At 72.2% G+C, this 23550-nt stretch carries 21 protein-coding genes and 2 pseudogenes; 8 read left to right on the plus strand and 15 right to left on the minus strand.

What is annotated here, in order from left to right; translation table 11 throughout:
- Positions 1 to 47: 47 nt before the first annotated feature.
- Positions 48 to 518, plus strand: coding sequence for an ATP-binding protein (locus tag CP975_RS29110; RefSeq protein ID WP_055536404.1), 471 nt, complete (start codon positions 48 to 50; stop codon positions 516 to 518).
- On the opposite strand, the gene CP975_RS29115 is transcribed toward CP975_RS29110, so the two are convergent.
- Both CP975_RS29115 and CP975_RS29120 read right to left on the minus strand, forming a co-directional pair.
- Positions 494 to 754 carry a DUF6480 family protein gene (locus CP975_RS29115; RefSeq protein WP_030778174.1) on the minus strand — a complete coding sequence of 87 codons (261 nt, stop codon included), beginning with the start codon at positions 752 to 754 and terminating at the stop codon, positions 494 to 496. The two genes, CP975_RS29110 and CP975_RS29115, sit on opposite strands and share 25 nt — an antisense overlap.
- A 125-nt stretch (positions 755 to 879) precedes the next feature.
- The gene (locus tag CP975_RS29120; RefSeq protein ID WP_055536401.1) at positions 880 to 2337 is read right to left on the minus strand and encodes an MFS transporter; all 1458 of its coding nucleotides are present in this window, start codon (positions 2335 to 2337) and stop codon (positions 880 to 882) included.
- Positions 2338 to 2440: 103 nt separating this feature from the next.
- On the opposite strand from CP975_RS29120, the gene CP975_RS29125 reads away from it, so the two are divergent.
- Complete coding sequence (locus CP975_RS29125; protein ID WP_030778176.1) at positions 2441 to 2836, plus strand: winged helix-turn-helix transcriptional regulator; 396 nt, start codon at positions 2441 to 2443, stop codon at positions 2834 to 2836.
- A gap of 15 nt (positions 2837 to 2851) precedes the next feature.
- Here CP975_RS29125 and CP975_RS29130 read toward each other — a convergent pair whose 3' ends face one another.
- The 3 genes from CP975_RS29130 to CP975_RS29140 all read right to left on the minus strand — a co-directional run bounded on the left by CP975_RS29130 (position 2852) and on the right by CP975_RS29140 (position 5731).
- Entirely contained in the window at positions 2852 to 4015 is a 1164-nt protein-coding gene (locus CP975_RS29130) for a serine hydrolase domain-containing protein (RefSeq protein ID WP_055536402.1), read from the minus strand.
- A 144-nt stretch (positions 4016 to 4159) separates the two neighbouring features.
- On the minus strand, positions 4160 to 4834 hold the full coding sequence (locus CP975_RS29135; RefSeq protein ID WP_150477532.1) for a maltokinase N-terminal cap-like domain-containing protein: 675 nt from the start codon (positions 4832 to 4834) through the stop codon (positions 4160 to 4162).
- A gap of 81 nt (positions 4835 to 4915) precedes the next feature.
- A complete protein-coding gene (locus tag CP975_RS29140; protein WP_055528353.1) occupies positions 4916 to 5731 on the minus strand; it encodes an SAM-dependent methyltransferase in 816 nt (271 codons plus the stop codon).
- Positions 5732 to 5920: 189 nt separating this feature from the next.
- Between CP975_RS29140 and CP975_RS29145 the strand changes: the two genes are divergently transcribed.
- Positions 5921 to 8497, plus strand: a complete 2577-nt coding sequence (locus CP975_RS29145) for a DUF6185 family protein (RefSeq protein WP_150477533.1) — start codon at positions 5921 to 5923, stop codon at positions 8495 to 8497.
- 9 nt (positions 8498 to 8506) lie between these two features.
- Here the strand turns inward: CP975_RS29145 and CP975_RS29150 are convergent, their stop codons facing one another.
- Positions 8507 to 9325: an endonuclease I family protein gene (locus tag CP975_RS29150; protein WP_055528350.1), complete on the minus strand. Its 819-nt coding sequence runs from the start codon at positions 9323 to 9325 to the stop codon at positions 8507 to 8509.
- 276 nt (positions 9326 to 9601) lie between these two features.
- Between CP975_RS29150 and CP975_RS36660 the strand changes: the two are divergent.
- The 5 genes and pseudogenes from CP975_RS36660 to CP975_RS29170 form a co-directional block, all read left to right on the plus strand.
- Positions 9602 to 9727, plus strand: a pseudogene (locus tag CP975_RS36660) (double zinc ribbon domain-containing protein); the annotation flags it as partial.
- A 336-nt stretch (positions 9728 to 10063) separates the two neighbouring features.
- Positions 10064 to 10342 carry a hypothetical protein gene (locus tag CP975_RS35985; RefSeq protein WP_030778183.1) on the plus strand — a complete coding sequence of 93 codons (279 nt, stop codon included), beginning with the start codon at positions 10064 to 10066 and terminating at the stop codon, positions 10340 to 10342.
- A gap of 1 nt (position 10343) precedes the next feature.
- Entirely contained in the window at positions 10344 to 13544 is a 3201-nt protein-coding gene (locus tag CP975_RS29160) for an ATP-binding protein (protein WP_055528349.1), read from the plus strand.
- A gap of 11 nt (positions 13545 to 13555) precedes the next feature.
- Complete coding sequence (locus CP975_RS29165; protein WP_150477535.1) at positions 13556 to 14143, plus strand: hypothetical protein; 588 nt, start codon at positions 13556 to 13558, stop codon at positions 14141 to 14143.
- Positions 14144 to 14159: 16 nt separating this feature from the next.
- On the plus strand, positions 14160 to 15596 hold the full coding sequence (locus CP975_RS29170) for a hypothetical protein (RefSeq protein WP_055528347.1): 1437 nt from the start codon (positions 14160 to 14162) through the stop codon (positions 15594 to 15596).
- A gap of 10 nt (positions 15597 to 15606) precedes the next feature.
- Here CP975_RS29170 and CP975_RS29175 read toward each other — a convergent pair whose 3' ends face one another.
- The 9 genes and pseudogenes from CP975_RS29175 to CP975_RS36665 form a co-directional block, all read right to left on the minus strand.
- Positions 15607 to 16029, minus strand: a complete 423-nt coding sequence (locus tag CP975_RS29175; protein ID WP_055528346.1) for an acyl-CoA thioesterase — start codon at positions 16027 to 16029, stop codon at positions 15607 to 15609.
- Between the two features lie 85 nt (positions 16030 to 16114).
- Positions 16115 to 16747 (minus strand): hypothetical protein, encoded by a 633-nt coding sequence (locus tag CP975_RS29180; protein ID WP_055528344.1) that lies wholly within the window; start codon positions 16745 to 16747, stop codon positions 16115 to 16117.
- Positions 16748 to 16855: 108 nt separating this feature from the next.
- A complete protein-coding gene (locus tag CP975_RS29185) occupies positions 16856 to 17449 on the minus strand; it encodes a histidine phosphatase family protein (RefSeq protein ID WP_055528359.1) in 594 nt (197 codons plus the stop codon).
- Between the two features lie 99 nt (positions 17450 to 17548).
- On the minus strand, positions 17549 to 18337 hold the full coding sequence (locus CP975_RS29190; protein ID WP_055528343.1) for a hypothetical protein: 789 nt from the start codon (positions 18335 to 18337) through the stop codon (positions 17549 to 17551).
- Complete coding sequence (locus tag CP975_RS29195; protein ID WP_055528342.1) at positions 18337 to 19638, minus strand: VWA domain-containing protein; 1302 nt, start codon at positions 19636 to 19638, stop codon at positions 18337 to 18339. The genes CP975_RS29190 and CP975_RS29195 overlap by 1 nt, the downstream gene beginning before the upstream one ends.
- A gap of 9 nt (positions 19639 to 19647) precedes the next feature.
- The gene (locus CP975_RS29200) at positions 19648 to 20412 is read right to left on the minus strand and encodes a dienelactone hydrolase family protein (RefSeq protein WP_055528341.1); all 765 of its coding nucleotides are present in this window, start codon (positions 20410 to 20412) and stop codon (positions 19648 to 19650) included.
- Positions 20413 to 20471: 59 nt separating this feature from the next.
- Complete coding sequence (locus CP975_RS29205) at positions 20472 to 21494, minus strand: HEAT repeat domain-containing protein (protein WP_055528340.1); 1023 nt, start codon at positions 21492 to 21494, stop codon at positions 20472 to 20474.
- A gap of 42 nt (positions 21495 to 21536) precedes the next feature.
- The gene (locus tag CP975_RS29210; protein WP_055528339.1) at positions 21537 to 22241 is read right to left on the minus strand and encodes a HEAT repeat domain-containing protein; all 705 of its coding nucleotides are present in this window, start codon (positions 22239 to 22241) and stop codon (positions 21537 to 21539) included.
- A gap of 47 nt (positions 22242 to 22288) precedes the next feature.
- Positions 22289 to 23520, minus strand: a pseudogene (locus CP975_RS36665) (FAD-dependent monooxygenase).
- Positions 23521 to 23550 lie beyond the last annotated feature (30 nt).

A 23550-nucleotide genomic window follows, 5' to 3' on the forward strand; every position in this document is an offset into this window, starting at 1 on the left:
AGTTTGGTGGCTGGTGTACGGGCCGCGGCGAGGCCACGGTGGGCGTCATGCCAACGCAAGCCCGACCCGCCACCGCGACGCGGGAATTCACGCAACGTCTCAGCGCGACGCCCCGGGGCGCCCGCCTCGCGAGGCGCCTGGCCAGGTACCACCTGAACGGCTGGGGCATCGAGTACGACAGCGAACTGTCCGACACCGCCGAGGCGATCATCGCCGAGCTGGGGGCGAACGCCGCGACGCACGGACGCGTTCCCGGCCGCGACTTCGAGCTGCGCCTGACACTGAGCGCCGACACGCTCCGTATCGAGGTGACGGACACGCGGACCGAACGTATGCCCCCACAGACACCCGAACCCCCGGAGCCCGACGAGGAGTCGGGCCGGGGGCTCGTGATCGTGGCGGCGCTGGCCGCGGAGTGGGGTGTGGCGGCGCGGCAGGTCGGCAAGTCCGTCTGGGCGGAGATCCGCGCGGGGCAACCGGTGTGGTGTCGGCGTCAGAGCAGCAGGACGAGGGCGTAGACGAGGAAGAACGCCGCGATCAGCACGGAGAGGCCGAGGATCAGGGCCAGGGGGCCCTTCGACCACCCCTTCGGCGGATCGTGGGCGGGTCCGGCCCCCGACATGCCGCCCTCGGCGGGCGGGGTCTCGCCCGGTGGCACACCGCCGCCGGGCTGGATTCCTGAGGTGCCGTGGGGCTCCGGTTCCGGGTCCGGGGCCGGATCCGGGTGCTGGTCCGGGTGTGGGGGAGGAGTCATGTGAGCCAAGTTCTCACGCCCCGCGCCGTGAGCCGGGGCGCCGCCGTGCGGCACACACGGAGTCCGGGGATACACCCCCCGGACGGGCCAGCGGGCCCCTGCTCGCCCGGCGGGGAGAGAGGGGATTACTGCCCGTCCCGGGAGGGGCGCAGGATCGCGGCGGCCAGGGCGAGGCCCGCGGCGGCGATGCCGGCGGCGACCCAGAAGGCCAGCCGGTAGCCGTCGGCGGTGGCGGCGAGGGCGTCCGCGCCCCGGCCGGTGAGCGATTCCGTGCGGCTCGCGGCGAGCGTGGTGAGGACGGCGAGACCGAGCGAACCACCCACCACCTGGGTGGTGTTGAAGAGGCCGGAGGCCAGGCCCGCGTCCTCCTCCTCGGCGCCGCCCATCGCGAGCCCCGTCACGGCGGGCATGGCGGCGGCGAAGCCCGCGCCGAGCAGCAGCATGGCGGGCAGGACGTCGAGGACGTACGAACCGTCGGCGGGCAGGCGGCCGAGGAGCGCGAGGCCGGACGTGATCAGGGCGAGGCCCGCGAGGAGCGTGCGGTGGGCGCCGAAGCGGCCGATGACCTTCGCGGACAGGCCCAGCATCAGGACGCCGATGGCGATGGGCGCGGGGAGGAAGGCGACGCCGGTCCGCAACTCGCCGAAGCCGAGGACGCGTTGGAGGTAGAGGGCGCCGATGTACTGGAAGCCGTACATCCCGGCGATCATCAGCATCTGCACGGCGTTGGCGCCGGTCAGGACGCGGGAGCGGAAGAGGCGCAGCCGCAGCAGGGGCTTTTTTGCGCGGGCCTGACGGAGGGCGAAGGCGGCGTAGAGGAGGAGGGCACCGACGGCGAGGACGACGGTGACGGCGGTGCTGTGCTCGGCGGCGGTGACGATCGTGTAGACGGTGAGCATGAGGGCGCCGGTGATGAGGGCGGCGCCGGGGTAGTCGGCGCCCTGGCCGAGCCCGGACCCGCGGTCGTTGTCGAGGACGCGTACGGCGGCGACGAGGGCGACGGCACCGATGGGCAGGTTGATCAGGAAGATCCAGTGCCAGTTCAGGGCCTCGGTCAGGGCTCCGCCGAGGAACGTGCCGAGCGCGCCGCCCGCCGCGCCGACCGCGCTGAACACCGCGATGGCCCTGGCCCGTTCGCGGGGCTCGGGGAAGAGGGCGACGAGCATGCCGAGTACGACGGCCGAGGTCATCGCGCCGCCGACGCCTTGCAGGGCGCGGGCGGCGACGAGCACGCCCTGATCGGTGGCGACACCGCACAGGACGGAGGCGAGGGTGAAGAGCCCCAGCCCCGCCACGAACATGCGCTTGCGCCCCACGAGGTCCCCGAGCCGCCCGACGAGCAGCAGGAGCCCGCCGAAGGCGATCAGATACGCGTTGACGACCCAGGCGAGCCCGGCCGCGGAGAAGCCGAGGTCGGCCTGGATGGCGGGCATGGCGACGGTCACGATGTTCCCGTCGATGATGGTCATCAGGAGGCCCGAGGAGAGGACCGCGAGCGAGGCCCAGGGCGACGCGGTCCCGCGGGGTGCCGGTGACCGCCGCGACGGCGCTGGGGTGTTGACCTCGGAGACGGCGTGGGACATGGTGACAACCTCCGTAATGAGCGCCTCTGACCTGCAAAGGTGCACGACTTGTAACGGAGTTCATCGTGGAGGCCCGCGGCGCCGGGCAGAAGGAGGCACTTCGATGTCCCAGGGGAACACCGGTGTTACCTCGCAGGTCGTGAACGCGCAGGCGTGCCCGGTCCGGGAAGTTCTTGACAGGGTGGTCGGCAAATGGAGCGTCCCCATCCTCATCGCGGCCGCCCACGGCCCCATCCGCTTCACCGAACTGGAGCGCGCCATCGAGGGCATCAGCCGCCGCATGCTGACGCTGACGTTGCGCAATCTGGAGCGGGACGGCCTCCTCAAGCGCACCGTGCACCCCACGGTCCCCCCGAAGGTGGAGTACGAACTGACCCCGGTGGCCCATGAACTGCACGGCACGCTCCTGCGCCTCACGGGCTGGGCGGAACGCCACCGCGTGACGATCGCCGAGTCCCGGGCGGCGTACGACGAGGAGCGGGGGCTGGTGGACGCCTGATCCGCGCCAGCCCTCCTAGCCGCAGAATTCCGCCTCGATCACCGCGTCGCTGTCCCCGGACCAGTCCCCGTTGAAGTTGAAGGCCAGCGAGTGGCGGCCGTCGGCCGTCGTGACCGCCTCCGAGGTCCAGCCGGTGATGCCGCCGTGGTGGCCCCAGACCTCGACGCCGCAGCTCAGCTCGCGCTCGGCGATACCCAGGCCGTAGCGGACCCCGGGGAGCCCCTTGGCCTCGACGGTCGTCGTCATCTCGGCGAGCTGCTCCTTGGGCAGCAGTTTCCCGCGCAGCAGGGCCGAGAAGAAGCGGTTCAGGTCGGCGGCGTCGGAGATCATGTCACCCCCGCCGCCGGCGCGTGTCGCGTTCAGTTCGGTGACGTCGTGGCTCGGGCCGTCCGCGGACTCGGCGAGCTTCGCGTAGGCCCGGCTGCTCGGCCGGGGCACCCGCGGGTCCGATCCGGGGACGGAGGTGGCGTGCAGGCGGAGCGGTTCGACGACGCGGCGGCGGATCTCATCGCCGTACGCGTTGCCGGTGGCCTTCTCGATCACCATCGCGGCCAGGGAGTAGTTGGTGTTCGAGTACTTCCAGGACGTGCCCGGCGCGAAGTCACGCTTGTTCGCCATGGCGTACTTCACGTGCTGGTCGAGGGTGACCGTGTCGTAACGGGTCCTGAAGAACGCGTCCTTGAGCATGTACGTCCGCACGAACTCCTTGTCATCGCGGTAGTTGAAGACGCCGCTGGTGTGGTTGAGGAGCTGGCGGAGGGTGATGTGGCGGCCGTCGTGGAGGTTGCCCCTCACCACGCCGGGCAGCCACGTGTCGACCTTGTCGTCCAGCGACAGCTCGCCCTCCGCCTCCAGCTGGAGCAGCACCGTGGCGACGAACGTCTTGGTGATGCTGCCGATGCGGTAGTGCTCGTCGGCCGAGCGCGGCCGCCCCGTCCTGAGGTCGCCGACGCCCGACGTGCCCTTCCAGGTTCCGTAGGTGTCCTTCGCCTGCCCGACGACACCGGGGACGCCGCTCTTCACGGCGGCGTCCATCGCCTCCCGCGTCGCACTGTGGTCGCCCGTGGCCGGGGCGGAGGCGGGTGCGGCCGGGGCGGCCAGTGCGGTGGCCGCGAGCGATGCCGCGGTGAGCGCGACCGCTCCCACCAGTCCGAGGCGCGGCCTGCGGGATGCTCGCATGACTAGGTGCGTCCTTCCGTCGAGGATCTTCGATCTTCGGCGGAAGGGACACGGCGGCAGGCGGGCGGGTTGCCTGCCGCTGAGCGGGTTGAGCGCTTTTGAGCCATGCCGGAAAGCCCACAGACGGGACTTCGCGGGCACGCCCTAGGCGTGGGCTCCGGTGCGCAAGGTGGCGTACAGGCTGCGCGTGCGGGAGCCGTCCGGTGCCTGCCAGGAGCCGGTGATCTGGCCGGTGACCTCTGGCGGCAGGGCGGCCGCGTGGTCCGGGGTGGGGCGCAGTACGCGGTGCAGGCGCAGGCTCATGCCCTGCGGCGCGGGCAGCTCGGTGCCGTCCTCGTCGTCGGCGGGGGTGGCGGGGGTGGCGGGGGTGGAGGCCGTGGGGGCGGGGCCCTCACCGGCGTAGGAGCGGGCGATGTCCCGGTCGGGGAGGTCGCTGGTGTTCTGGTCCTGGGCCTCGGCCCGGCCCTCGATCAGGGCCAGCAACTGAGCCGCGAGTACCGGGTCCTGACAGCCGTCGTAGGCCCAGCGCCGCCCCAGCACCCCGTGCTCCATGGTGCCGACGAGGGCGTGCTCCGCCCCGTCGAGCGGGGCACCGCGATAGGTGAGCGGCACCAGATAGGTGGTCGGCTCGGCGCCTGACGTGTCGGTGACCACGATGAACTCGATCCCGACCTCCCCCTGCGGATCGTCCAGCCGGAACCCGCCGGCCTTGGCCAGCGCCGGTTCGCCCGAACCGGCGTACCAGGGCCGGGAAGGCAGCCAGGAGCTGAGCAACTCCAGCTTGGTCGGCTTGAGTTCGGTGTGGTGGATGACGGCCATGGGGCTGATTCCTTCCGGTGGGGGCTGAGTGCTCGGGGCTGAGTGCTCAGTACTGCGTGCGGGGTGCCGGCTGCTGGGGGGTTACGGCTTGCGGGCCACTGCCCCGTACGCGTCCACCGGCGTCGCCTCCTCCGTCTCCGCGCGCCACCGCGTGACCTGCTCGACACCCGGCTCCAGCAGTTCGAGGCCGTCGAAGAAGGCGCCGATCTCCTCGACGTCACGTACGTAGTAGGGGATCGCGCCGCTCTTGTTGTACTCGTTCGACGCCGCGATCATGCCCTCGCTCGTGGCCGTGGAGTCGCTGATCACCAGGTAACTCCCGGACGCCAGACCGGCCATGAGCCGCGCGACCAGATCGCGGGCCTGCCGGTGGTCGGCGACGTGGCCGAGGGTGTTGAGGATGATCAGGGCCACCGGCCGCGAGAGGTCCAGCGTCTTCGCGGCCTCCCGCAGGATCGCCTCCGGGTCGTACAGGTCGGCGTCGATGTACGCCGTCTCGCCTTCGCGCGTGCTGGTCAGCAGGGCCCGCGCGTGGGCGAGAACCAGGGGGTCGTTGTCGACGTAGACGATGCGCGAGTCGGGGGCCGCGCGCTGGGCGACCTCGTGCGTGTTGTCCGCCGTCGGCAGCCCCGTGCCGATGTCGAGGAACTGCCGTACCCCCTGCTCGGCGGCCAGGTGACGCACCGCGCGGCCGAGGAAGAGGCGACTGGTACGGGCCACGTCCACCAGGCCGGGGAAGATCTCCTTGATGTGATCGCCGAGTTCGCGGTCCTTCTCGTAGTTGTCCTTGCCGCCGACGAAGTAGTTCCAGAAGCGGGCGGAGTGCGGCTTGCTGGTGTCGATGCGCGCGCGGACGTCGGCAGCGGAGCCGAGCTGCTGGGGGTCGTTGTCTGACACGAGAGCCTCCTGGGACCGACGGCACGTGGTTGCTCACGTGGTTCGTCATGCGTACTGCGTCATGTAGTTCGACGATCAAGCAGCAATCTAGACCACCGCACGGACCCGCAGTACCGCTGATCACCTCGCGGAAGCGGACGCGATCCGGAAGACTGGAGGGCATCAGAACTCGGGGGCGGGGAGCGGTTGTTGAGGTCGCGCGCTGTGCTGGTGCTGCTCGTGCTCTGCGCGGTGCTGTGGCCCGCGCGGGCGGGAGCCGAGGAGAAACCGGCGATACCGGGGCAGAATCTGGCGGGCCTGTGGTGCCCGACCGAGGGCTCGGGCAAGGCGAGGGCGAGCGCCTCCATCCGCCTGCGGCACAGCGGCAGCGTCCACACCAAGGTGACCGCGCGGCTGACCGTCCACGTCCCGTCCTCCTGGCGGTACACCAAGTCCCTGCTGCTCAGCGAGGACACGGACGGCTACCGCCGGGCCATGCGCTGCTTCGCCCGGCCCCACGGAACGCAGCACCGCTGGTGGGGCGAGTGGCGGTCCGAGGGAAGCCCGCGGGTGAGCGCGGAGAAGGGCGGCCTGCGGGTCACGCTGGACACCTTCTCCTGGATCGACGAGGACAACGGCTGGTTCTCGCTCGGCCCCTGGAAGATCGAGCAGGGCACCGCCCACTGGCGAATCCTGTTCGAACCGGTCCCCGGCCTGCGCAGCGTGAAATGGACGAAGATCCTCGTCGACCCGGGTGCCCCCGGAGCCGAGTCCGCCACGCCGAAACCCACCACGAAGGAGGACGCCACCGCGCTGGTGTGGCGTCCCAAGGGCGAGAAGGCGCCGCCACCCGTCGCCGTACGGCTCGAACCGGACTGGCGGCGTTCGTACGCCGCCCAGGACAACCGCTTCCTGTTCGCCAACCTCAACGACGGCGGCAACATGGCGTATACGTTCGTGGTGTCGGGACTGATGCTGTACGCGGTCGCACGACTGCGACGGCGCGCCGGGGCGAGCACCCTCGAAGCGGAATCCGCGACGACGCTCAGGGACTGGGCGTGGGTCTCGACGGGCGCCGTCATCGTGTTCGACGGCGACGCCGTCCTGTTCCGCTGGCTGAGGGCCCTCGGTGACGACGAGCTGTGGACGGCGCGGGAGCCCCGCCTCATCTTCGCCGCCTCGGTCTGCACGGCCACCCTCCTCCTGGCCTTCGCGCGGCCGCGCCGCCCCGTCGTCCTGGCGGGCGCGGCGCTGGCCGTGCCCGTACTGGCCGTCGCCTTCCAGCCGCACCTGCTCGGCCTGCCCGCCGATCTCGACGTCAGCGACGGCACGTCGTACCGCGCGTTCTACGCGCTGAGCATCGCGGGCGGCTCGGCGCAGGCGCTCACCTTCCTCGCGGTCACGGCCGCCGCCTGGCGCCTCGCCCGCGCCGCCGATCTGATCCCGCCGAGCCGCAGGACACCGGGAGCACCGCGCGAACTGCTCATGCGGTACGCGGGACCGCTGATCGTCACCCTCACCCTGGCCGTCGGCGCGTGCTACATCCTGGCCGCCGAGCGCAACTGGCAGCGAGCCTCCTGGCTGAGCGACCACGGCGACCCTCAGTACGGCATCGAGCACCGCGGCGAACTGCGCGGGGACGTCACGTGGTTCGTCGTGAACAGCCAGAACTGGTGGCTGCCGGTGTGGCTCCTCACCGGAATCGCCCTCCTCGCCGCGCTGCGCGCGGCCGCCGCACGGCCCACCGACTCACCCGTCGAGGACCGCGAGGACCGCCGCGTCCTCATGATCTTCTTCCCCGTCGTGGTCGGCATGGGCCTTGGAGTCTTCGCCAACAACGGCCTCCTGAGCGTCCTGTGGGTCTTCTTCAACATGCTGGCGCTGCGGCTCGTCCTCGCCGTCGGCGCGCGCAAGGCCGTACTCAACCGCGCACTGGAGTCCTCGACGGAGCGGCTCGGCGTCACCGTGACCGCCGCGCGACGCGCCGACATCCTCGGCCGGGCCCGCCGCTACCGCGAGATCCACGCGAAGATGCGCCGCCTCGACCACGGTCAGTCGGACGACGACATACTCCAACGCCGCCTGCTCGAACAGGAGGTGCGGGGCCTGCACACCTGGACCGACAGCGCGGGGACCACCGGCAGGCTGCCCGCCCAGGTCTCCGTCGTCGACGTGGCGCTCGCCCTCGGGCCGCGCGACACCTGGTGGGGCAACGGCCGCAGGGCCGCCCTCCTCGCCTGCCTCCTCGGGCTCCCGGCGAGCACGGTCGTCGTCTGGTCGGGGTGGATCCGCGGCGACCACTGGCGCGCCAACCTCCACCACGGCTTCGGCCTGCCCGACATCCCCATGGGCTTTCTGACCTGGCAGGTCTGCTGGGCGGGCGCGGGCTTCGTGCTCGGCGCGCTGTGGCGCGCGCTGCCGGGGCGACGCGGCCCGGTGAAGGCGCTGACCGTCGCCGCGGCCTACGCGCTGCCCGCCGTACCGGACGCGCTCGGGAACTTCGCCCTGGACCAGGGACACGGCGACCTGGCCCTGATCGTGGTGACGATGCTGCCCGTCCTCACGCTCACCGGCATCGCCCTGGACCTGGAGACCTTCCAGGGCGAACGCAGGTACTGGCAGAGCAGGGTCGGGCTGCTCCTGTCGATCTACCAGATGCGGTACTTCTCGCTCCAGCTCGCCTACCTGGTGGCCCAGGCGGTGGCCCTGATCACCCTCTGGCAGTTCTTCGCCGACACCGGCGGGGGGCCACCGCCCAAGGAGTTCGAGGGCGGTGGCGGCCGCTGAGGAGTCAGGTCACCACACCTCTTCGACCCACTCCGGGTGATCGATGAACGGGTTCCTGTTGTGCTGGAACTTGTCGAATATGACCTGGTTGCGGTTCTTCTCGAAGGCGTCCGGCGGGTCCTCGGCGTTCCACTTCTTCAGGACCGACAGGCGCCCGATGGCGGGCGCGCTGCCGTTGTCCACCCGGTCGTTGGGCTCCAGGTCGGGGAAGCCGGCCTCGCCGTCGTAGCGGACGGCCATGTAGAGGATCATGCGGGCCACATCGCCCTTGACCTCGTCGCGGGGCTCGAACGAGTCGGCGTCCGTGAGGTTGCCCGGGGCGCCGCCGACCGCGCCACCGCCGTTGTCGAAGTCCTTGTTGCCGCGGATGCTGTTGACGGTGACGTCCTCGGGGCGCAGATGGTGGATGTCCGTGCCGGGGCCGGTCGCCGTGCCGAAGTCCCCGTGGGACTTGGCCCAGACGTGCTCGCGGTTCCAGTCGCCCTGGTCGCCGCCGCTCGCGCTCTTGGCCCGTGAGGCGCCGGTGTAGAGCAGGATCACGTTCGCGCTGTTGGCCGGATCCTGGTCGGTGGTCTTCAGCGCGTCCCAGACCTGGTCGTACGACAGCTTGGTCTGGTCGCTCACGATCGTGTGCAGCGCGGACTTCAGCTCGGTGCCGGTCTTGCCGAGGGCGTCCTGGTAGTACGTGTCGTCGTAGGCGGGGGCGGCGGTGGGGGAGGCCGTGGCTGTGGGGGAGGCCGTGGCCGTGGCCGGCACGGTGATGCCGACGAGCACGGTGGCGGTGGCCAGAGCCAGGGGCTTCCAGCGGCTTACGCGCGGGACGGGCATGTGGGGGTGTGTCCTTTCCCGGAGGCCTCGCGTGCCGGACAGCCGTTCAAGGGGCCTGCGGTCTACGCGAGTTGACTGATCAACCATCGGGAGAGTGGCACGGGTGTGCGGACGACTGTGTGAACGTCGTGGGTCGGTCGGGTAACGATGTCATGTACGCGGCCAAATGGGGCGTCGACGCTCGGGAGGAAAGGGGTGAATGCGCAGGTCAGGGGCGCGACTTCAGCGCGCAGAGGGGGGTGGGGAGTGCTAGCGTGGGGATGAGGAAGCGATGTCATGCGTTGCCAGTCCTGCGGGTTCGAGAATCGCGTCGGCTCTGCCTACTGCGAACAGTGCCGTACCGCGCTGACCCGCCCTTGCGCCTCGTGCGGCGACCCCGTGGCGGCCTCGGCGCAGCACTGTCCGGCATGCGGGGCCCCTACTGCGGGCGGATCCTCCAGGCCCTCTCCAGCGGGCGGAGCAGCCTCCAGGCCGTACGAAGCCCCCACATCGGGCGGGCCCCCGCGGCCTAGGCCGTACGACGCCCCGACATCGTACGGAGCTGCGAGTACGTATGGGGCCCCGCCTCGGGCGACACCGCGCGAGGCACGCCAAGGCTCCGGGAGAGACCACTTCACCGGGGTCGTCCGGGACTTCCAGGCTCGCCGCGAGCAGTGGGGGAACGGCGGCGAGGAAGAGATCTGGCACTTCCGCATCGAACGCCACGACGCGAGCGGGAACGCCCTCAAGCTCATCCCGGTGGAGATGCGCGGGCTCTCCTTCTCCGGGTCCGTGAGCAACGGCGACGAAGTACGGCTGCACGGCCGTTGGCGCGACGGGACCCTGCGCGCCGACGAGCTGACGAACCTCACCACGCACGCGCGCGTGCGGGCCAAGGCGTACCGGAGCCTTCGCGTGCTCGCCGTGGTCCTCGCCGTCCTCATCGGCCTGTTCGTCATCGGCATGTTCGTGAGCGTCGGGATCTCGGCCTGTACGGACACCGGAGGACCGCCTCCGGGCTGGCCCACGGAGCCCTGACATGAGCGACCCGGTGACCACGGCAGCGGTCGACTACCTGCAACGCACCAGGCTCCGTCCGCTCTGGCAGGCAGGCGCGGAGGCCGTGGTCCCCATGGCTGCGCGCCGGGCGGTGCGGGTGACCGGCGTCGGACAGCCGGTGACCGCCCAGGCCCAGCCCCCGCCCGGCAGCGGCAAGCCGTCCGACGACCCGGGCTTCGAACCGGCGACCCTGCCCCTGCTCGTGGGCCTCGCCGGAGCGGGCGCGCCCCTGGCCTTCCTCCTCGACGGCAGCGGGCAGGGGATCTCCGTCCGCCTGGGCACCTGGGCCGAGGACGGCATGGACGAGGCGGGCCTGGACGCCCGGCAGCGGATGCTGCTCGGCATCCTCGACGGCTGCTACCCGGCCGTGGGCATCACGGCGGCCGGCGTCGGCGTGCCCCGGCTCGGCTACGGCGCGCTCGCCCTCGGAGTCCCCAGCCCCGCCGTCGTCGACACCAGGGACGGCGCCCTGCCGGTGGACCGCCTCGTCCGGTCCATGAGCGGAACGCGTTGGGCCGCACTCGTCCTCGCCGCCCCGGTCGGGGCCGACGCGCTCGGCGCCGACCGCAACCGCGTCCTCAACGAAATGCGCGTGGTGTCCTCCGCGGTCGAGGCCAAGGGCGTGAGCAGCCCGCTGGCCACGCACTACGTGGAACTGCTCCAGGCACGCCTGGAAGCCCTCGCCGACGCGCACGCGCGCGGCGGCTGGCGTACGGCCGTCTACCTCTTCGGCGAGCGCCCCGAGGACGTGACCGCCCTCGCCAGCGCCTGGCGTGCCGTGTTCTCCGGCGCGAGGTCGGTCCCCGAGCCGGTGCGCACCCTCCCGCACCCCGCCGTGCCCGGCCTGGGCGGCGGCTGGGCGCTGCCCGCCGACGCCGAGCAGCCGGGACCGAACCTGTACCAGCACCCGTATGCCGCGCAGACCGTGCTGAGTTCGGCCCAGCTCGCCGCGTACGTGCACCTGCCCCAGCTGGAGACCCTGGGCTTCTCCGTCAGCCCGCTCGCCCGCTTCGACGTCGTCGCGCCACCCGTGAGCGGCGACGAGCACCACCTCGTCGTCGGCGACGTGCTCCACCATCACCGGGCGACGGGCACCACGTACCGTGTGCCGCTGCGCTCCCTCAGCCGGCACGTGTTCATCCCCGGCACGACCGGCTCGGGCAAGACGAACACGATCATGGGCCTGCTGATCGAGGCGACCGCGAACGGCGTGCCGTTCCTCGTGATCGAACCGGCCAAGACCGAATACCGCGCCCTGATCGAGCACCCCGCCCTGGGACAGAGCCTCCAGGTGTTCACCGCGGGCAAGGCCACCGTCGCGCCGTTCGTCCTCAACCCCTTCGAGGCACCGGAGGGCACGACCGTCAGCGAACACCTCGACCTGCTCCGCGCCGTGTTCACGGCCGCGTTCGGCATGTGGACCCCCCTGCCGCAGATCCTGGAGCGCTGCCTGCACGAGGTGTACGCCGACCGCGGCTGGGACCTGCGGACCAACCTCAACTCCCGGCTCGACGGCGCCGGGAGTGTGACCGCGGACGCCTTCCCCACGCTCTCCGACCTGATCGCGAAGGTCACCGAGGTCATCCCCACCCTCGGCTACGAGGACCGGATCGCCGGGGACATGCGCGCCGCCCTCCTCACCCGCCTCGAATCCCTGCGGCGCGGCGCCAAGGGGGCGATGCTCGACGTGTCGCGCTCGCTGCCACCGGCCCAGCTGTTCGGCACCCCCACCGTCGTCGAGCTGGACGCCCTGGGCGACGAGGGCGACAAGGCGTTCTTCACCGGCCTGCTCCTGATCCGCCTGGTCGAACACCGCCGCGCGCAGGGGCAGTCGCGCGAACTCGTCCACCTGCTGGTGGTGGAGGAGGCGCACCGGCTGCTGGAGAACGTCCAGTCCTCGTCCTCGGAAGAGACGGCGAACCCCAAGGGGCAGGCCGTGGAGACCTTCTCCAACCTGCTCTCCGAGATCCGCGCCTACGGGCAAGGCGTGATCATCGCCGACCAGGTACCGGTACGGCTGGCACCCGACGTGATCAAGAACAGCAATCTCAAGATCACCCATCGGGTCATCGCCGGGGACGACCGTGCCGCGCTCGCCGCGGCGATGGCCATGGACGAGGCCCAGGCCAGAGCGCTCGTCACTCTGGGGGTGGGCGAAGCCGTGGTGTTCAGCGGAGGAGACGACGCGCCCCTGCTGGTCCGCGTGCCGCCCGTGAAGGACCCGCTCTCGCCCCGCCCTCCCACCGACGCCCAGGTGCAGGAGCACATGCGGCGCTGGCGGGAGGCGGGAGCCTTCACGGACCTCTTTCTGCCGCAGCCGTTCTGCGCCGAGACCTGCGCCACTCCCGCGGCCTGCGCGGCGGCCCGGGAACTCACCGGCGACGTGTACGTCCAGCGCGTCCTGTCCCGGCTGCTCACGTCCGCCGTCGACGAGGCGGGGGCACCGGACCGGCTCCGGGACGACCTCGGCACCGCGCTGCGCGCCCGCCGCCCCGCGTCCGTACCGACGGCCGACCTGCTGCGTGCCTTCGCGGGCCATGGCGCGGAGTGGCTCACCACCCGGCGCGGCAGCCAGCGCGGGTGGTCCTACGCCGACACCGCCGAGCTGTGCGACCGGCTGCGCGCGGTACTCCTCGACCAGGCCGACAAGGCCGACAGGACCGGCCAGGTCGACAGAACCGGCCAGGTCGACAGCACCGGCCAGGCCGACGGAACCGGCCAGGTCGGCACCGGCGGCCGCGACTCGGCCCGCGACACGGCGGCGCTCGTCGAAGCGCTCCAGCAGACGGCACGGCGCCTGCACGCCCGCCAGTTCGAGCCCTATCCCGTCTGCCACCTGGTCTGCTCGCAGGATCCGCCGCTGTGCCTGTACCGCTCGGCGGTGGCCGACCTGGTGGCGTCCCGCCGCTACCAGTCCCCGTGGCGGGACGCGGACCGCAACGACGCGGCCTCGGAGGACAAGCGGCGGCGCCAGACATGGGAGATCTGCCAGGACGCGGCCTACGAACTGGTCGAATTCCCCACCGACGACATGCCGGAGGAGGCCAGGACCGCACTCGACACCGCCGCACGACGGGCCTGCCTCTGCTTCGAACAGCAGATGCTCGCCGACGACGAGCGCAAGCCGCCCCGCACCGCCCGCCGCATACTGGCCCACGTCCTCGGAGAGGCGGGCTGGTGATGGGACCCCGGATGCTCGACAAAGTGCGCGCCGACAACGACCGCGCGGTGGAGGAATCCCGCGCCAAGGGACAGGCCGAGTACGACAAGTTCAGCAGGGAAGCGGCGGAACTGTCCGCCCAGGCCATGGAACGGACGGGCCTGCCGGGATCGGACATCGCCGCCGCCGCGCTGCGCGCGTCGGTGGGTGATTACGACGGCTTGGCCAAAATGGGCAGCGAGCCCGGAAAGCTTCCCGGCGGTCTCGGAGGCGCGGACGGCATCGCCGTCGGTACCCCGAAGGCGGGCGCGTCCATCGAGAAGATGCTGCCGGGCACGGGCATGCTGCTGAGCGGCTCGGGCTCCACCAAGCTCGGCGAGGGCATCGATCTCGACCTGAAACTCGGCTTCCCCGGCTTCGCGCAGGACGGCGGCCGTTCCGGGAAGCCGGGGGAGGGCGGCACCGAGCTGAGACCCGAGGGACGGGAGCCCGGCGCGGACTCCGGCGCGGAGCGGTACGGGCGCGGCGCGAGCGACTTGGCGTCCCGTCCACTGGCGGGGGCGTCCGCGGAGAAGCGGGATCTCGTCGCGGACTTCATCGACCGTACCCTTCGTCACTGACAGACCGGATGACGTCATGTCCGAGCGCGACAACGAACAGACCGAACGCACCGAACAGCCGAAATCCCCGGCCGAGGGCGCGCGGGACGGGCCGGACTCCTCGGTCAGGCAGGACCGGCCGGATCTGGGCACGCCCCGGGACGCGGGCACTCACGGCACGCCCCGGGACGCGGGCACTCACGGCACAGCCCCTGGCGGCTCCCGCGAGACCGACGCGAACCGGCCGAGGCTGCCCGAGGCCTCCCCCTCGTACCGCACTATGGAGTACCGCAACGAGGACCGCCTCGCCGAGAAGCCGCCTCACACCCTGGAGTTGCGCAAGGAGGACATGACCCCGGATGCCGTGTCCTACGTGAAGTACACGGGGACCACGGAGAACACGGCCTCGGGCGGCATGAGCGGCCCGAACGCCACGTCCTCCCCCGGCCGCACGGAAGCGGCGCCCGTACAGACCGAGGACCCGAGAGTCGCGAAGCCGGGCGAGCCCGCCGCGCAGAAGCAGGCCGAGAAGCCCGAGAAGCCCGAGAAGAAGGGGGCGGACGGGCGGACCGATACGGATGTCCGCAAGGAACTGGAGAAGAAGACGGGCAAGAGCTACAACGAACTCGTCGTGGGGCTGGGCCGGGGCCCGATCGACCCCGCCAAGATCTCGCCCCGCGACCTCGAACGCGAGCTGGTGAACAATGGCACGCTCCGGCCGATCCTGATGGACACCAAGGAGCCTGTCGTCATCGACAACGTCCTGACCCCGGACTCCTACCGGGAGCAGTGGTTCTACAACGACGGCCGCGTCGGTCCCGAGAGCAAGATCGACGCGGCCAAGGCCGCAGGGCAGCAGGCCGTCAGGGACGCCGTGGTCCAGGGGATCGCGTCCGGAATCGCCGGTATGAGGCCCGGTTCCGCGTCCGACGGCATCGTGAAGCCCGCGCCCGAGCAACGGCGGTACGAGCCCCGGCCGCCGACGACCTATGAGCCGCGCCAGGGCGCCTACCACCCCGAGCCGCCCAAGTGGGGCGGCAAAGGCCCCCAGGGACCCGAGAACAACAGTCAGCTGACGGTGCCCCGTGTCGTGACGGGCGAGGTCAAGACCGCGAACTCGATCGAGGAGGGCCGGAACAAGACGCTGACGGAGTGGGCCGCCCAGCACCCGGAGAAGTCCTGCGTGGCCGTCGTGACGTACGACGCCCACGGGAACCTCGGCATGGAGGTCTACCTGGCGGGCGGCAATCAGGACCTGGTCTGGCGCAACGACAACATCGGCCACATCGACCCGTCGAAACTGCCCAAAGAGGCATACCAGTCCAGCGCGTTCGGCACCAAGATAGAGCCCGCCGTGACCCAGTACGTGGGCGAATACCTCGGCCAGCACTTCCAGACCAAATCGGGCAGCGCGACGGGCCCCGACCTCGTCCCCGGCCAGTCGAAGATGAAGTTCAACCTGATGACGAAGTAAGGGCCGGCGGTTACAGACCGAGCAGCGCCGGGTCCACCGCCAGCGTTCTGAAGTACTCGCGCGGGTCCTCCACCATCCGCCGCTCCTTGAGGTCGAGCAGTCCCCCGAGGGAGGAGACGGTCGCGGCGACCGTGCCGTCCGCCTTGGTGATGGTCTGCTCCATGCGGAACGTCTTGCGCTCACCCCACACGAACGCGCAGCTCACCGTCGTCTCGTCGCCCGCGCGCAGCTCGCTGCGGTAGCGGACGGTGTTCTCCAGGGCGACGGGGCCGACGCCCTTGTCGAGGAGGTCGGTCTGCGCGATTCCGGCCGCCCGCAGCAGCGACCAGCGGGCGTGCTCGGCGTACTGGAGATAGACGGCTTGGTTGAGGTGCCCCTGCGAGTCCGTCTCGTATCCACGGACCCCGATGCTCACGGAAAACGGCTCTGCCACGGTGTTCCCTTCAATGATCTTTGAGTCTTCCCGCCTTCAACTACCGGACGGGGCAGGGCATTCCGGCCGGGCCCGGGGCGGCGGCTCACGTCCTTCTCGGCGAAGCCAGCAGATAGCGGGACCCGCCACGCGGCCCCGCGTGCTCGCCGACCTGCCAGCCCGCCCGCTCCAGCGCCGCCGCGCAGGCCCGCAGCCCGTCCGGCGACGGCTCCCGCACGGCGACCGCCTCGGGCTGCGGCGTGCCCCGCACCTCGTACCCCTCTTGGCCCGGCCGCGCGGGAGGCAGGCCCGCCGCCTCCAGGGCCAGGGCCGCCGCCTGCACGAGATGCGTACGCTCCCACGCGCAGGGGCGGTCGCGGGCGCCGTCGGCATTCGTCATCCTGCGCAGCTCCAGCAGGCCCTCCCAGGCGCCGCGGACCTCCCGCGCGCGAGCGGCGCCCTCGCTCCCGGCCACCGCCGCCTCCGTGCCGGTGCGGGCGGCGAAGACCCCGGGGTCCGCGGACGGCCCGGCCGGATCGGGCACGGGCCGCCGAACCGCCTCGTCCCGCACGCGATGGCCCGCGGGCGACAGGAAATACGCGTGCGGCGGCCGGGGATGACGGAAGGCCAGGCGCGCCCGCACCAGGCCCGTCAGCTGGGCCGGCGTGCCGGACAGGCGGCCCGTCTCCGGGTCCGCGGCCTCGATGATCCGCCGCTGGGCGGCCGTGGGTGGCTTCACCGCACCCGCACCCCTTTCCGCTGTCCGCGTCGGTCGGCGTCGACTGCTTCCGATAGTGCCTTGTGCCACTGACATCAGGAGTTCGAGCGTTTCCGGCGATCTCCCGCCCTACGGCCGCAGGTTCCAGCTCGCCACCACCGGGCGTCCGTGTTCCGTGCTCAGACGGCTGATCGTGCCCGTGGCCAGGAGGAACATCGAACCGCCCGAGGCGGGCAGGCCGAGCCGCCGGGCCGTGAGAACGCGCAGGAAGTGACTGTGGGCGAAGAGGACCACGCTGCCCTCGTTGTTGGCGAGCGCCGCGTCCACCTTGGCCAGCATCCGGTCGGCGCGCTCGGCCACCTGCTCCGGGCTCTCGCCGGGGTGCTCGGGCGGGCCGGGGGCGACGCCGTCGGTGAAGAGGTACCAGCCGGGCCGGGTGCGGTGGATCTCCACGGTCGTCACGCCCTCGTACGCGCCGTAGTCCCACTCGCTCAGATCCGGGTCGACGTACGCGTCCGGGAACCCGGCCAGCTCCGCCGTCTCCCGCGAGCGCCGCAGCGGGCTCGTGAACGCCGCGCCGATCCGGAATCCGCCGACCAGCGGGGCGAGCGAGCGGGCCTGCTGCCTGCCGTTGTCCGTGAGGGGGATGTCCGTCCAGCTGGTGTGCTGCCCGGTCAGGGCCCACGACGTCTCGCCGTGCCGGACGAGGAGAAGATCGCCCATGGTCGCGCCCATCCTGTTCTTCCGTCGGCGGCCGGACCGTCCGGCCCGGCCACCGACGAGACTGCCACGCCCCGCGGGCCACCCGCGGGGCGGGCGTGCCTACAGGCCCTGGGGCACCCGCGCGGGGCGGCCCGAGCCGCGGGTCAGGGCGTATCCGCCGACGCCCGCGAGCGCCGCGAGAACGCCACCGCCCGCCGTCCACAGCCAGCGCGAGGACCACCAGCCCGAGGCCCAGCCGTCCTCGGGCTCGGTCGCGGCGGCGGGCGTCTGCCGGTCCGAGCCCGCGCCCGGCACCAGCGGCTCCGCCAGCGCGCCGTCGACGGCCTGCGCGCCGCCCGCGTCGGTCGTGGTGACCTTCACCTCGGCCCGCACCGGCAGACCGAGGTCGTCGGCCTTCAGACCGGTGACGGTGAGCCGCATGTAGTAGGTGCCCGGCAGCGGGTCGTTCGCCCACTGCTCCGACCACGCCTTGACGGTACGCAGCGTGCAGGACAGCGAGACCGCACCGGCATCCTGAGCCGCCGTCCTCCTCGGCGTGCCGAGCCGGCAGGCCTGGCGGCGCCGCAGACCGTCGTACACATCGACCTGCCAGGTGGACGCAGCGTGCCGCGCGGCGGCCTCCGGGAGCTTCACCGTGGCGTGCACGGTGGCCCGCTGCCCGGCGTCCACGGGGAACGCCCAGTACAGGTAGTCGCCCGTGGACGCCTCCGCGGAGGCGTCCTGGTCGGGGCGGATCGCGGTGGCGGTGCGGAAGGAGGTGCCCGCCTCGGACGGGGCGCCGTCGGCCTCGCCGCCGCCGTCACCGTCGGCGGCGGCGGCCTGGGGAAGGGCCAGCAGGGCGGTCGCGGCCAGCAGGGCCGCCCGTCCCCATACACGTGTCGTACGCATCAGTTGGTCCTCCAGACCGCGAAACGCCAGCGCGAGAGCCAGCCCCAGACCAGACCGGCGACGAAGCCCACGAGGACGAGCAGCCCGAGCAGCCACCAGCCGTGGCCGAGCCCGAAGGAGGCGACGTCCGAGGCCTCGTCGGGGGAGTCGACCAGGTCGACGGCCAGCTCGACCGGCATACCCGGCGTCTTCTTCACCGACGCGGGCGCGGAGAAGGAGTTGCTGACGCGCAGACAGACCGTCTCGGTGGCGCCGTACTTGTCGTCCTCGTCGGCGTCGTCGGCCTCCGGCCTCGGATAGCGAAGCCCCGTGGAGATCACGTCGGTGCGGCCGTCGCCGGACTCCTGGCCGCGTACGATCTCGCGGCCGTTCGGTGTCTCGGCCCGCAGCAGCACGCCGTAGTCCTGGTGCACGGCACGGTCGGCCGACACGCTCACGGAGGCGCGCAGCTCTTTGCCCTCGGGCACGTCCACGCGGTACCAGCGGTGCTCGCCGAACTCCTCGCGGTCGGTGTAGAGACCGGACCTCAGCCGTGGCGCGTCCGTGCACTGGGCGGCGCCCTTCGCCTCCACCGGGGTGACCACCGGATCGGCGGCGCGGTCCACCAACTGCTTGACGCGCCCGGCCAGCTCGTCCGTGTGCCGGATCGAGGTGTACGTCCCGCCGGTGGCCTCCGCGATGCAGCTCAGCTGGTCGCGGGTCTTGGCGTCCGGCACCAGGCCGAGCGTGTCGATGGTGAGGTGGATCCCCTTGGCGGAGATCTCCCGGGCCACGACGCACGGGTCGAGCGGCTGACAGGTGTCCTCGCCGTCGGATATCAGCACGATGCGGCGGCTGCGCCCGGCGGTGTCGTCCGTCAGGTCGTCGGCGGCCTTGAGCAGCGTCGGGCCGATCGGGGTCCAGCCGGTCGGCGCGAGCGTCGCCACGGCGGCCTTCGCGTCGGTGCGGCCCGCCTTGTCGAGCCGCTCCACGGGGTAGAGCAGCTCGGTGTCCTTGCAGCCCGTCTTGCGGTCGTCGCCGCGGTAGTTGGCGCCGAGGGTGCGGATGCCGAGGGCGACCTCGTCCGGAGTGGCGTCCAGGACCTCGTTGAACGCCTGCTTGGCGGCGGCCATACGGGACTTGCCGTCGATGTCGCGGGCCCGCATGGAGCCGCTGACGTCGAGGACCAGCTCGACCTTGGGGGAGGGCTGCGCCGGTTCGTCGTCGTCATCGGCGGCTGCGGGACCCGCCGTGACGAGCCCGGCGGTCAGGGCGGCGAGCAGGGCGATGACCCAGGCCGCCGGCCGTTGTCTTGTGATCATCGCCGGATACTATTGATCTTGGCGCGGATCCCCCAAAACGACCCGGCCGAGCAGCGGGAGCAGCCGGTCCCAGTGACGCTGGAGCGCGGCGGCGCTGAACGCGTCGGTGTCGGCCATGGTGAAGCCGTGGACGCTGTCCGGATAGACCTCGATGGTATGCCCGACGCCCGCGGCGTCCAGCGCCCGCTCCAGCTCGCCGATGGCCTCGGGCGTCAAGTCCCCTACGGCGAGGCCGAGGTGGACCTCGGCGGTGAGCCGGGAGAGGAGGCGGTGCGGGCTGTCGGGCGCGTCGGTGACCAGGAACCCGGGGTGGAACCCCGCGACAGCGGCCACCCGGCCGGGGTGGGCCGCTCCGGTGCGCATCGCCAGGGCGGCGCCCAGGCAGTAGCCGATCACGCCGAAGGGCCCGTCGCCCACCTCGGGCTGCGCGGCGAGGAAGTCGAGGTAGGCGTCGGCGTCGCGCAGGACGCGCTCGGTGGTGTGCGCCTCGACCAGGGGCATCAGCAGCGCGAAGACCTTCGGCCGGTCCTCCTCGCCGATGTGTCCGGGCAGCTCGACCACCGGCGCGCGGCCGTGGCGGTAGTAGAGGTTCGGAACGAGTACGTAGTAGCCGTGCCCGGCCAGTTCACGGGCTAGCTCCTCCACCACGGGCCGGACGTTGAAGGCGTCCGGGTACAGCAGCACGCCCGGGTGCCGCCCGGCTCCGTCGGGGAAGGCTGCGAAGGCGTCCGCCTCGCCGTCGGGGGTGGGTATCCGAAGGGACTTGGTGGGCATGGCAGAACTTCCTTTCGTGGAATCAACCCGGCGATGGTACGCCCGACTTGACGTCAAGATCACATACGTACGGGGCGCCGACTGACGTCACGTATCCCGAGAACATAGGCCGCGGTGACCGCGACGCCGCGGTCCTCGTCCCCCGCCAGATCCGCCAGGGCCCGCGACGCCGTGCTGCCCGGGATGTCCGCGAGCGCCTGCGCCACCCGGCGGCGTGCGGCCGGTCCGGGGCCACCGCGGGCGAGACGGTCGGTGAACCCGGTGGCGATCTCCTCCGCCAGGGCCGGGCGAGCGGCCAGCACGCCCAGGGCGTCGGCCGCGTCCACGTCGTTCCTCTCCTCGACGACCATGTCGATGAGCGTCGGGACCGCCTCGGCCACGCCGCGTGTCCCGAGCGCCAGAGCCGCGTATCCGCGGACCACGGCATCGGGGTGCGCGAGGGCGTCCCGCAGCGGCACGGCCGCCTCCTCCTCCGGCATCTCGGCGAGGGACTGCACGGCACGCTTGCGCACCTCGGCGTCGGGCGAGCCGAGGCCCTTCGCCAGCAGCGCCCCTCCGCCGTCGCCGGACTGCGCGAGAGCCCACCGCAGGGCCCCGGCGACGTTCGTGTCCGACTCGCTCAGCGCCGCCTCGACCAGCGCCTCCACCGGCACCGGAACCTCCTCGGCCGAGGAGAGGGCCGCGCGCTGACGCCGGGCGGCGCTCTGCGACCCGAGCCCCTGGAGCAGCGCGACGATCTGGAGGACGCCCTCCCACCCGGCGGGCTCCGAGGCGTCGATCCGGCGGAGCCGGGTGAGCAGCTCCGTCTCCCGCGCGATGCGTTCCCGCGTCTGCCGGATCAGGTCGTCGACGAGCGCCGAGGGCGCGAAGCCGGGGTCGTCGAGGGCCCGTCCGACATCCCGCAGCGAAAGCCCCAGCGAACGCAGGCTCTCGATGTGGAAGATCCGCCGGATGTCGTCCTCGGAGTACTCCCGATAGCCGCCGTGGGTGCGGTCCGACGGGCACACAAGGCCGAGCGCCTCGTAATGCCTGAGCATGCGGGCGCTGACCCCGGACAGGCGGGCCACATCACCGATCAGCACTGCCTGTCGCTCCTCGCCGCCCGTCACCCACCACCGCGCATGTCATTCTGCCGGGCCCTCCCCGCCGAGCGCCACGACGCGCCTCGCCTCCTCGACCGCGAACTCGAACCCGGCCTCCGGGTCGCGCAACAGCCGTTCCGTTGCGATCGCGTGCGCGCGCACCTCCGGGTCGGCGTCGCTCATCGCGGCGTCCAGCGCCGGCACGATCACCTCACCGAGCGCGATCATCGCCCGGCTGAGGCTCAGCCGCGTCTCGCGCCCGCCGCGCCCGAGCTGCCCCGACAGCGCGTGGGCCAGCGCGGACTTCTCCTCTTCGGGTACGAGCACGACCGCCGCCCGCCAAGCACTCCGCGCCACCTCGTCGTCGGCGTCGGACAGCAGCTCCGGCGTGATCGCGGGCCACGCCCGCCGGTCCCCGATCTTGGAGAGCGTGTGCAGCGCCTGGCTCCGTGCCTGCGCGCCCTCCGCGCGGAGTTCGTCGAGCAGTCCCGGGAGCGTCGCGGCCGCCGGGTGGCGGGTGAGCGCCCACGTGAGCATTTCCCGCACCGAGAAGTCCGGCTCGCTCGCGCAGCGTTCGATGAGCTTGTCGACGCACCGAGGGTCGGGGGCCGTGCCGACCGCCATCGCCGCCCGCAGCCGTACCGACGAGCGGCTGTCCTCCAGCCCCTGAAGGGCTCGCGTCGTATCCGTCTCCGTATCCGTATTCGTGTCCGTATTCGTGTCCGCGTCCTGGATCGGCAGGGTCATCGGGACCACCTCCTCGACGCAGTGAAGGCCTTCTCACCGTGTCAAGGTCAAACCACGCGGGCCTTCAGCTCCCCGCCCCCGAACGCTCCCGTCCCGTCCGCCTCCTTCCAGAAGGTCTCCAGCGCCGTCTGGTCCATCGCCCGCCAGTTCGGTGTCGAGAGGACCAGCGCGTCGCCGAGGCGGCGCCCGAGGTCCACCATCGTGCGGCCCGAGGGTGTGCGGTCCCCGTCGTACGCGTCCAGGGCGTGCGCCCAGGTGTCCGCCGCGCGCAGCGCGGACTCCAGGACCGTCGCGTCCTGGAGTGCCTTGACCGCGCCCGCGCCGGTGTGCGGCCGGGCCACCGCCGCCGCGTCGCCCACCAGCAGCACGCGGTCCATGGCGGACCGGGGCGCCGTGAAGTCGTACATGGGCTGGAGGAACAGTTCGTCGGACGCCGTCGCCCGCACCACCGCACCCCAGTACGGGGGCAGGAGGTCGTCGGCGACGTGCGCCAGATGCCGTGCGAGGGCCTCGGTGAGGCCGCCGGGCGGCAGCCCCGCCGGGCCGGTCAGCCGCAGGTCGAGGCCGAGCCCGAGGTCGAGGCCCGGGGGCGGCGCGGTGTAGAGGACCCAGTTGACGCGGTGGCCGCCGGCGTCGTCGGGGATGCGGTAGAGGACGACGTGCCCGCCGGGGAAGACCACGTACACGCACTCGTCCTCCGGCCACCACTCGGATCGGCGAGCCGGCTCACAGGGTAGGCGCCGCGCCAGGCGAGATACCCGGCGTAGGCGGGCCGTACGTCACCGAACGCGCAGGTGCGGGCCACCGAGCGGTAGCCGTCGGCGCCGATGGCGAGGTCGAAGCGCTCGGTGCCCCCGGCGGTCTCGACGCGGATTCCGTCGGGGCCGGGGCGCAGCGCCTGCACGGGGGTCCCCGCCCGGAAGGCGACCTCCTCCGGGATCCTGCCGCGCAGCTCCCGCCACAGCGGGCCCCAGTTGTACGCGCGGAAGGGGAAGGGCATCGCGGCGATCTCCCGGCCCACCGGGGCGGCCACGGCGTCGCGCACGTACCAGCGGCGCCGCAGCATCTGCACCCACGGCATCCCCGCGTCCAGGTAACCGGCGAACTCCAGCTCCGCGTACCGCCCGTCGTGCACCGCGAGCCCCAAGCCGCGCTCCGCCAGGTCCCCCGCCGTGCGCTCGTACACCGTGACCTCGTCGGCGCCCCCGCGGCAGGCGGCCAGCGCCGCCGCGCACCCGGCGATACTGCCACCCACGACGGCGACCTTGCCCCCACGCATCATGGGGGTCATCTTGGCAGCGGAAGTGAG

The sequence above is a fragment of the Streptomyces alboniger genome, from assembly GCF_008704395.1.
Classification (GTDB): domain Bacteria; phylum Actinomycetota; class Actinomycetes; order Streptomycetales; family Streptomycetaceae; genus Streptomyces; species Streptomyces alboniger.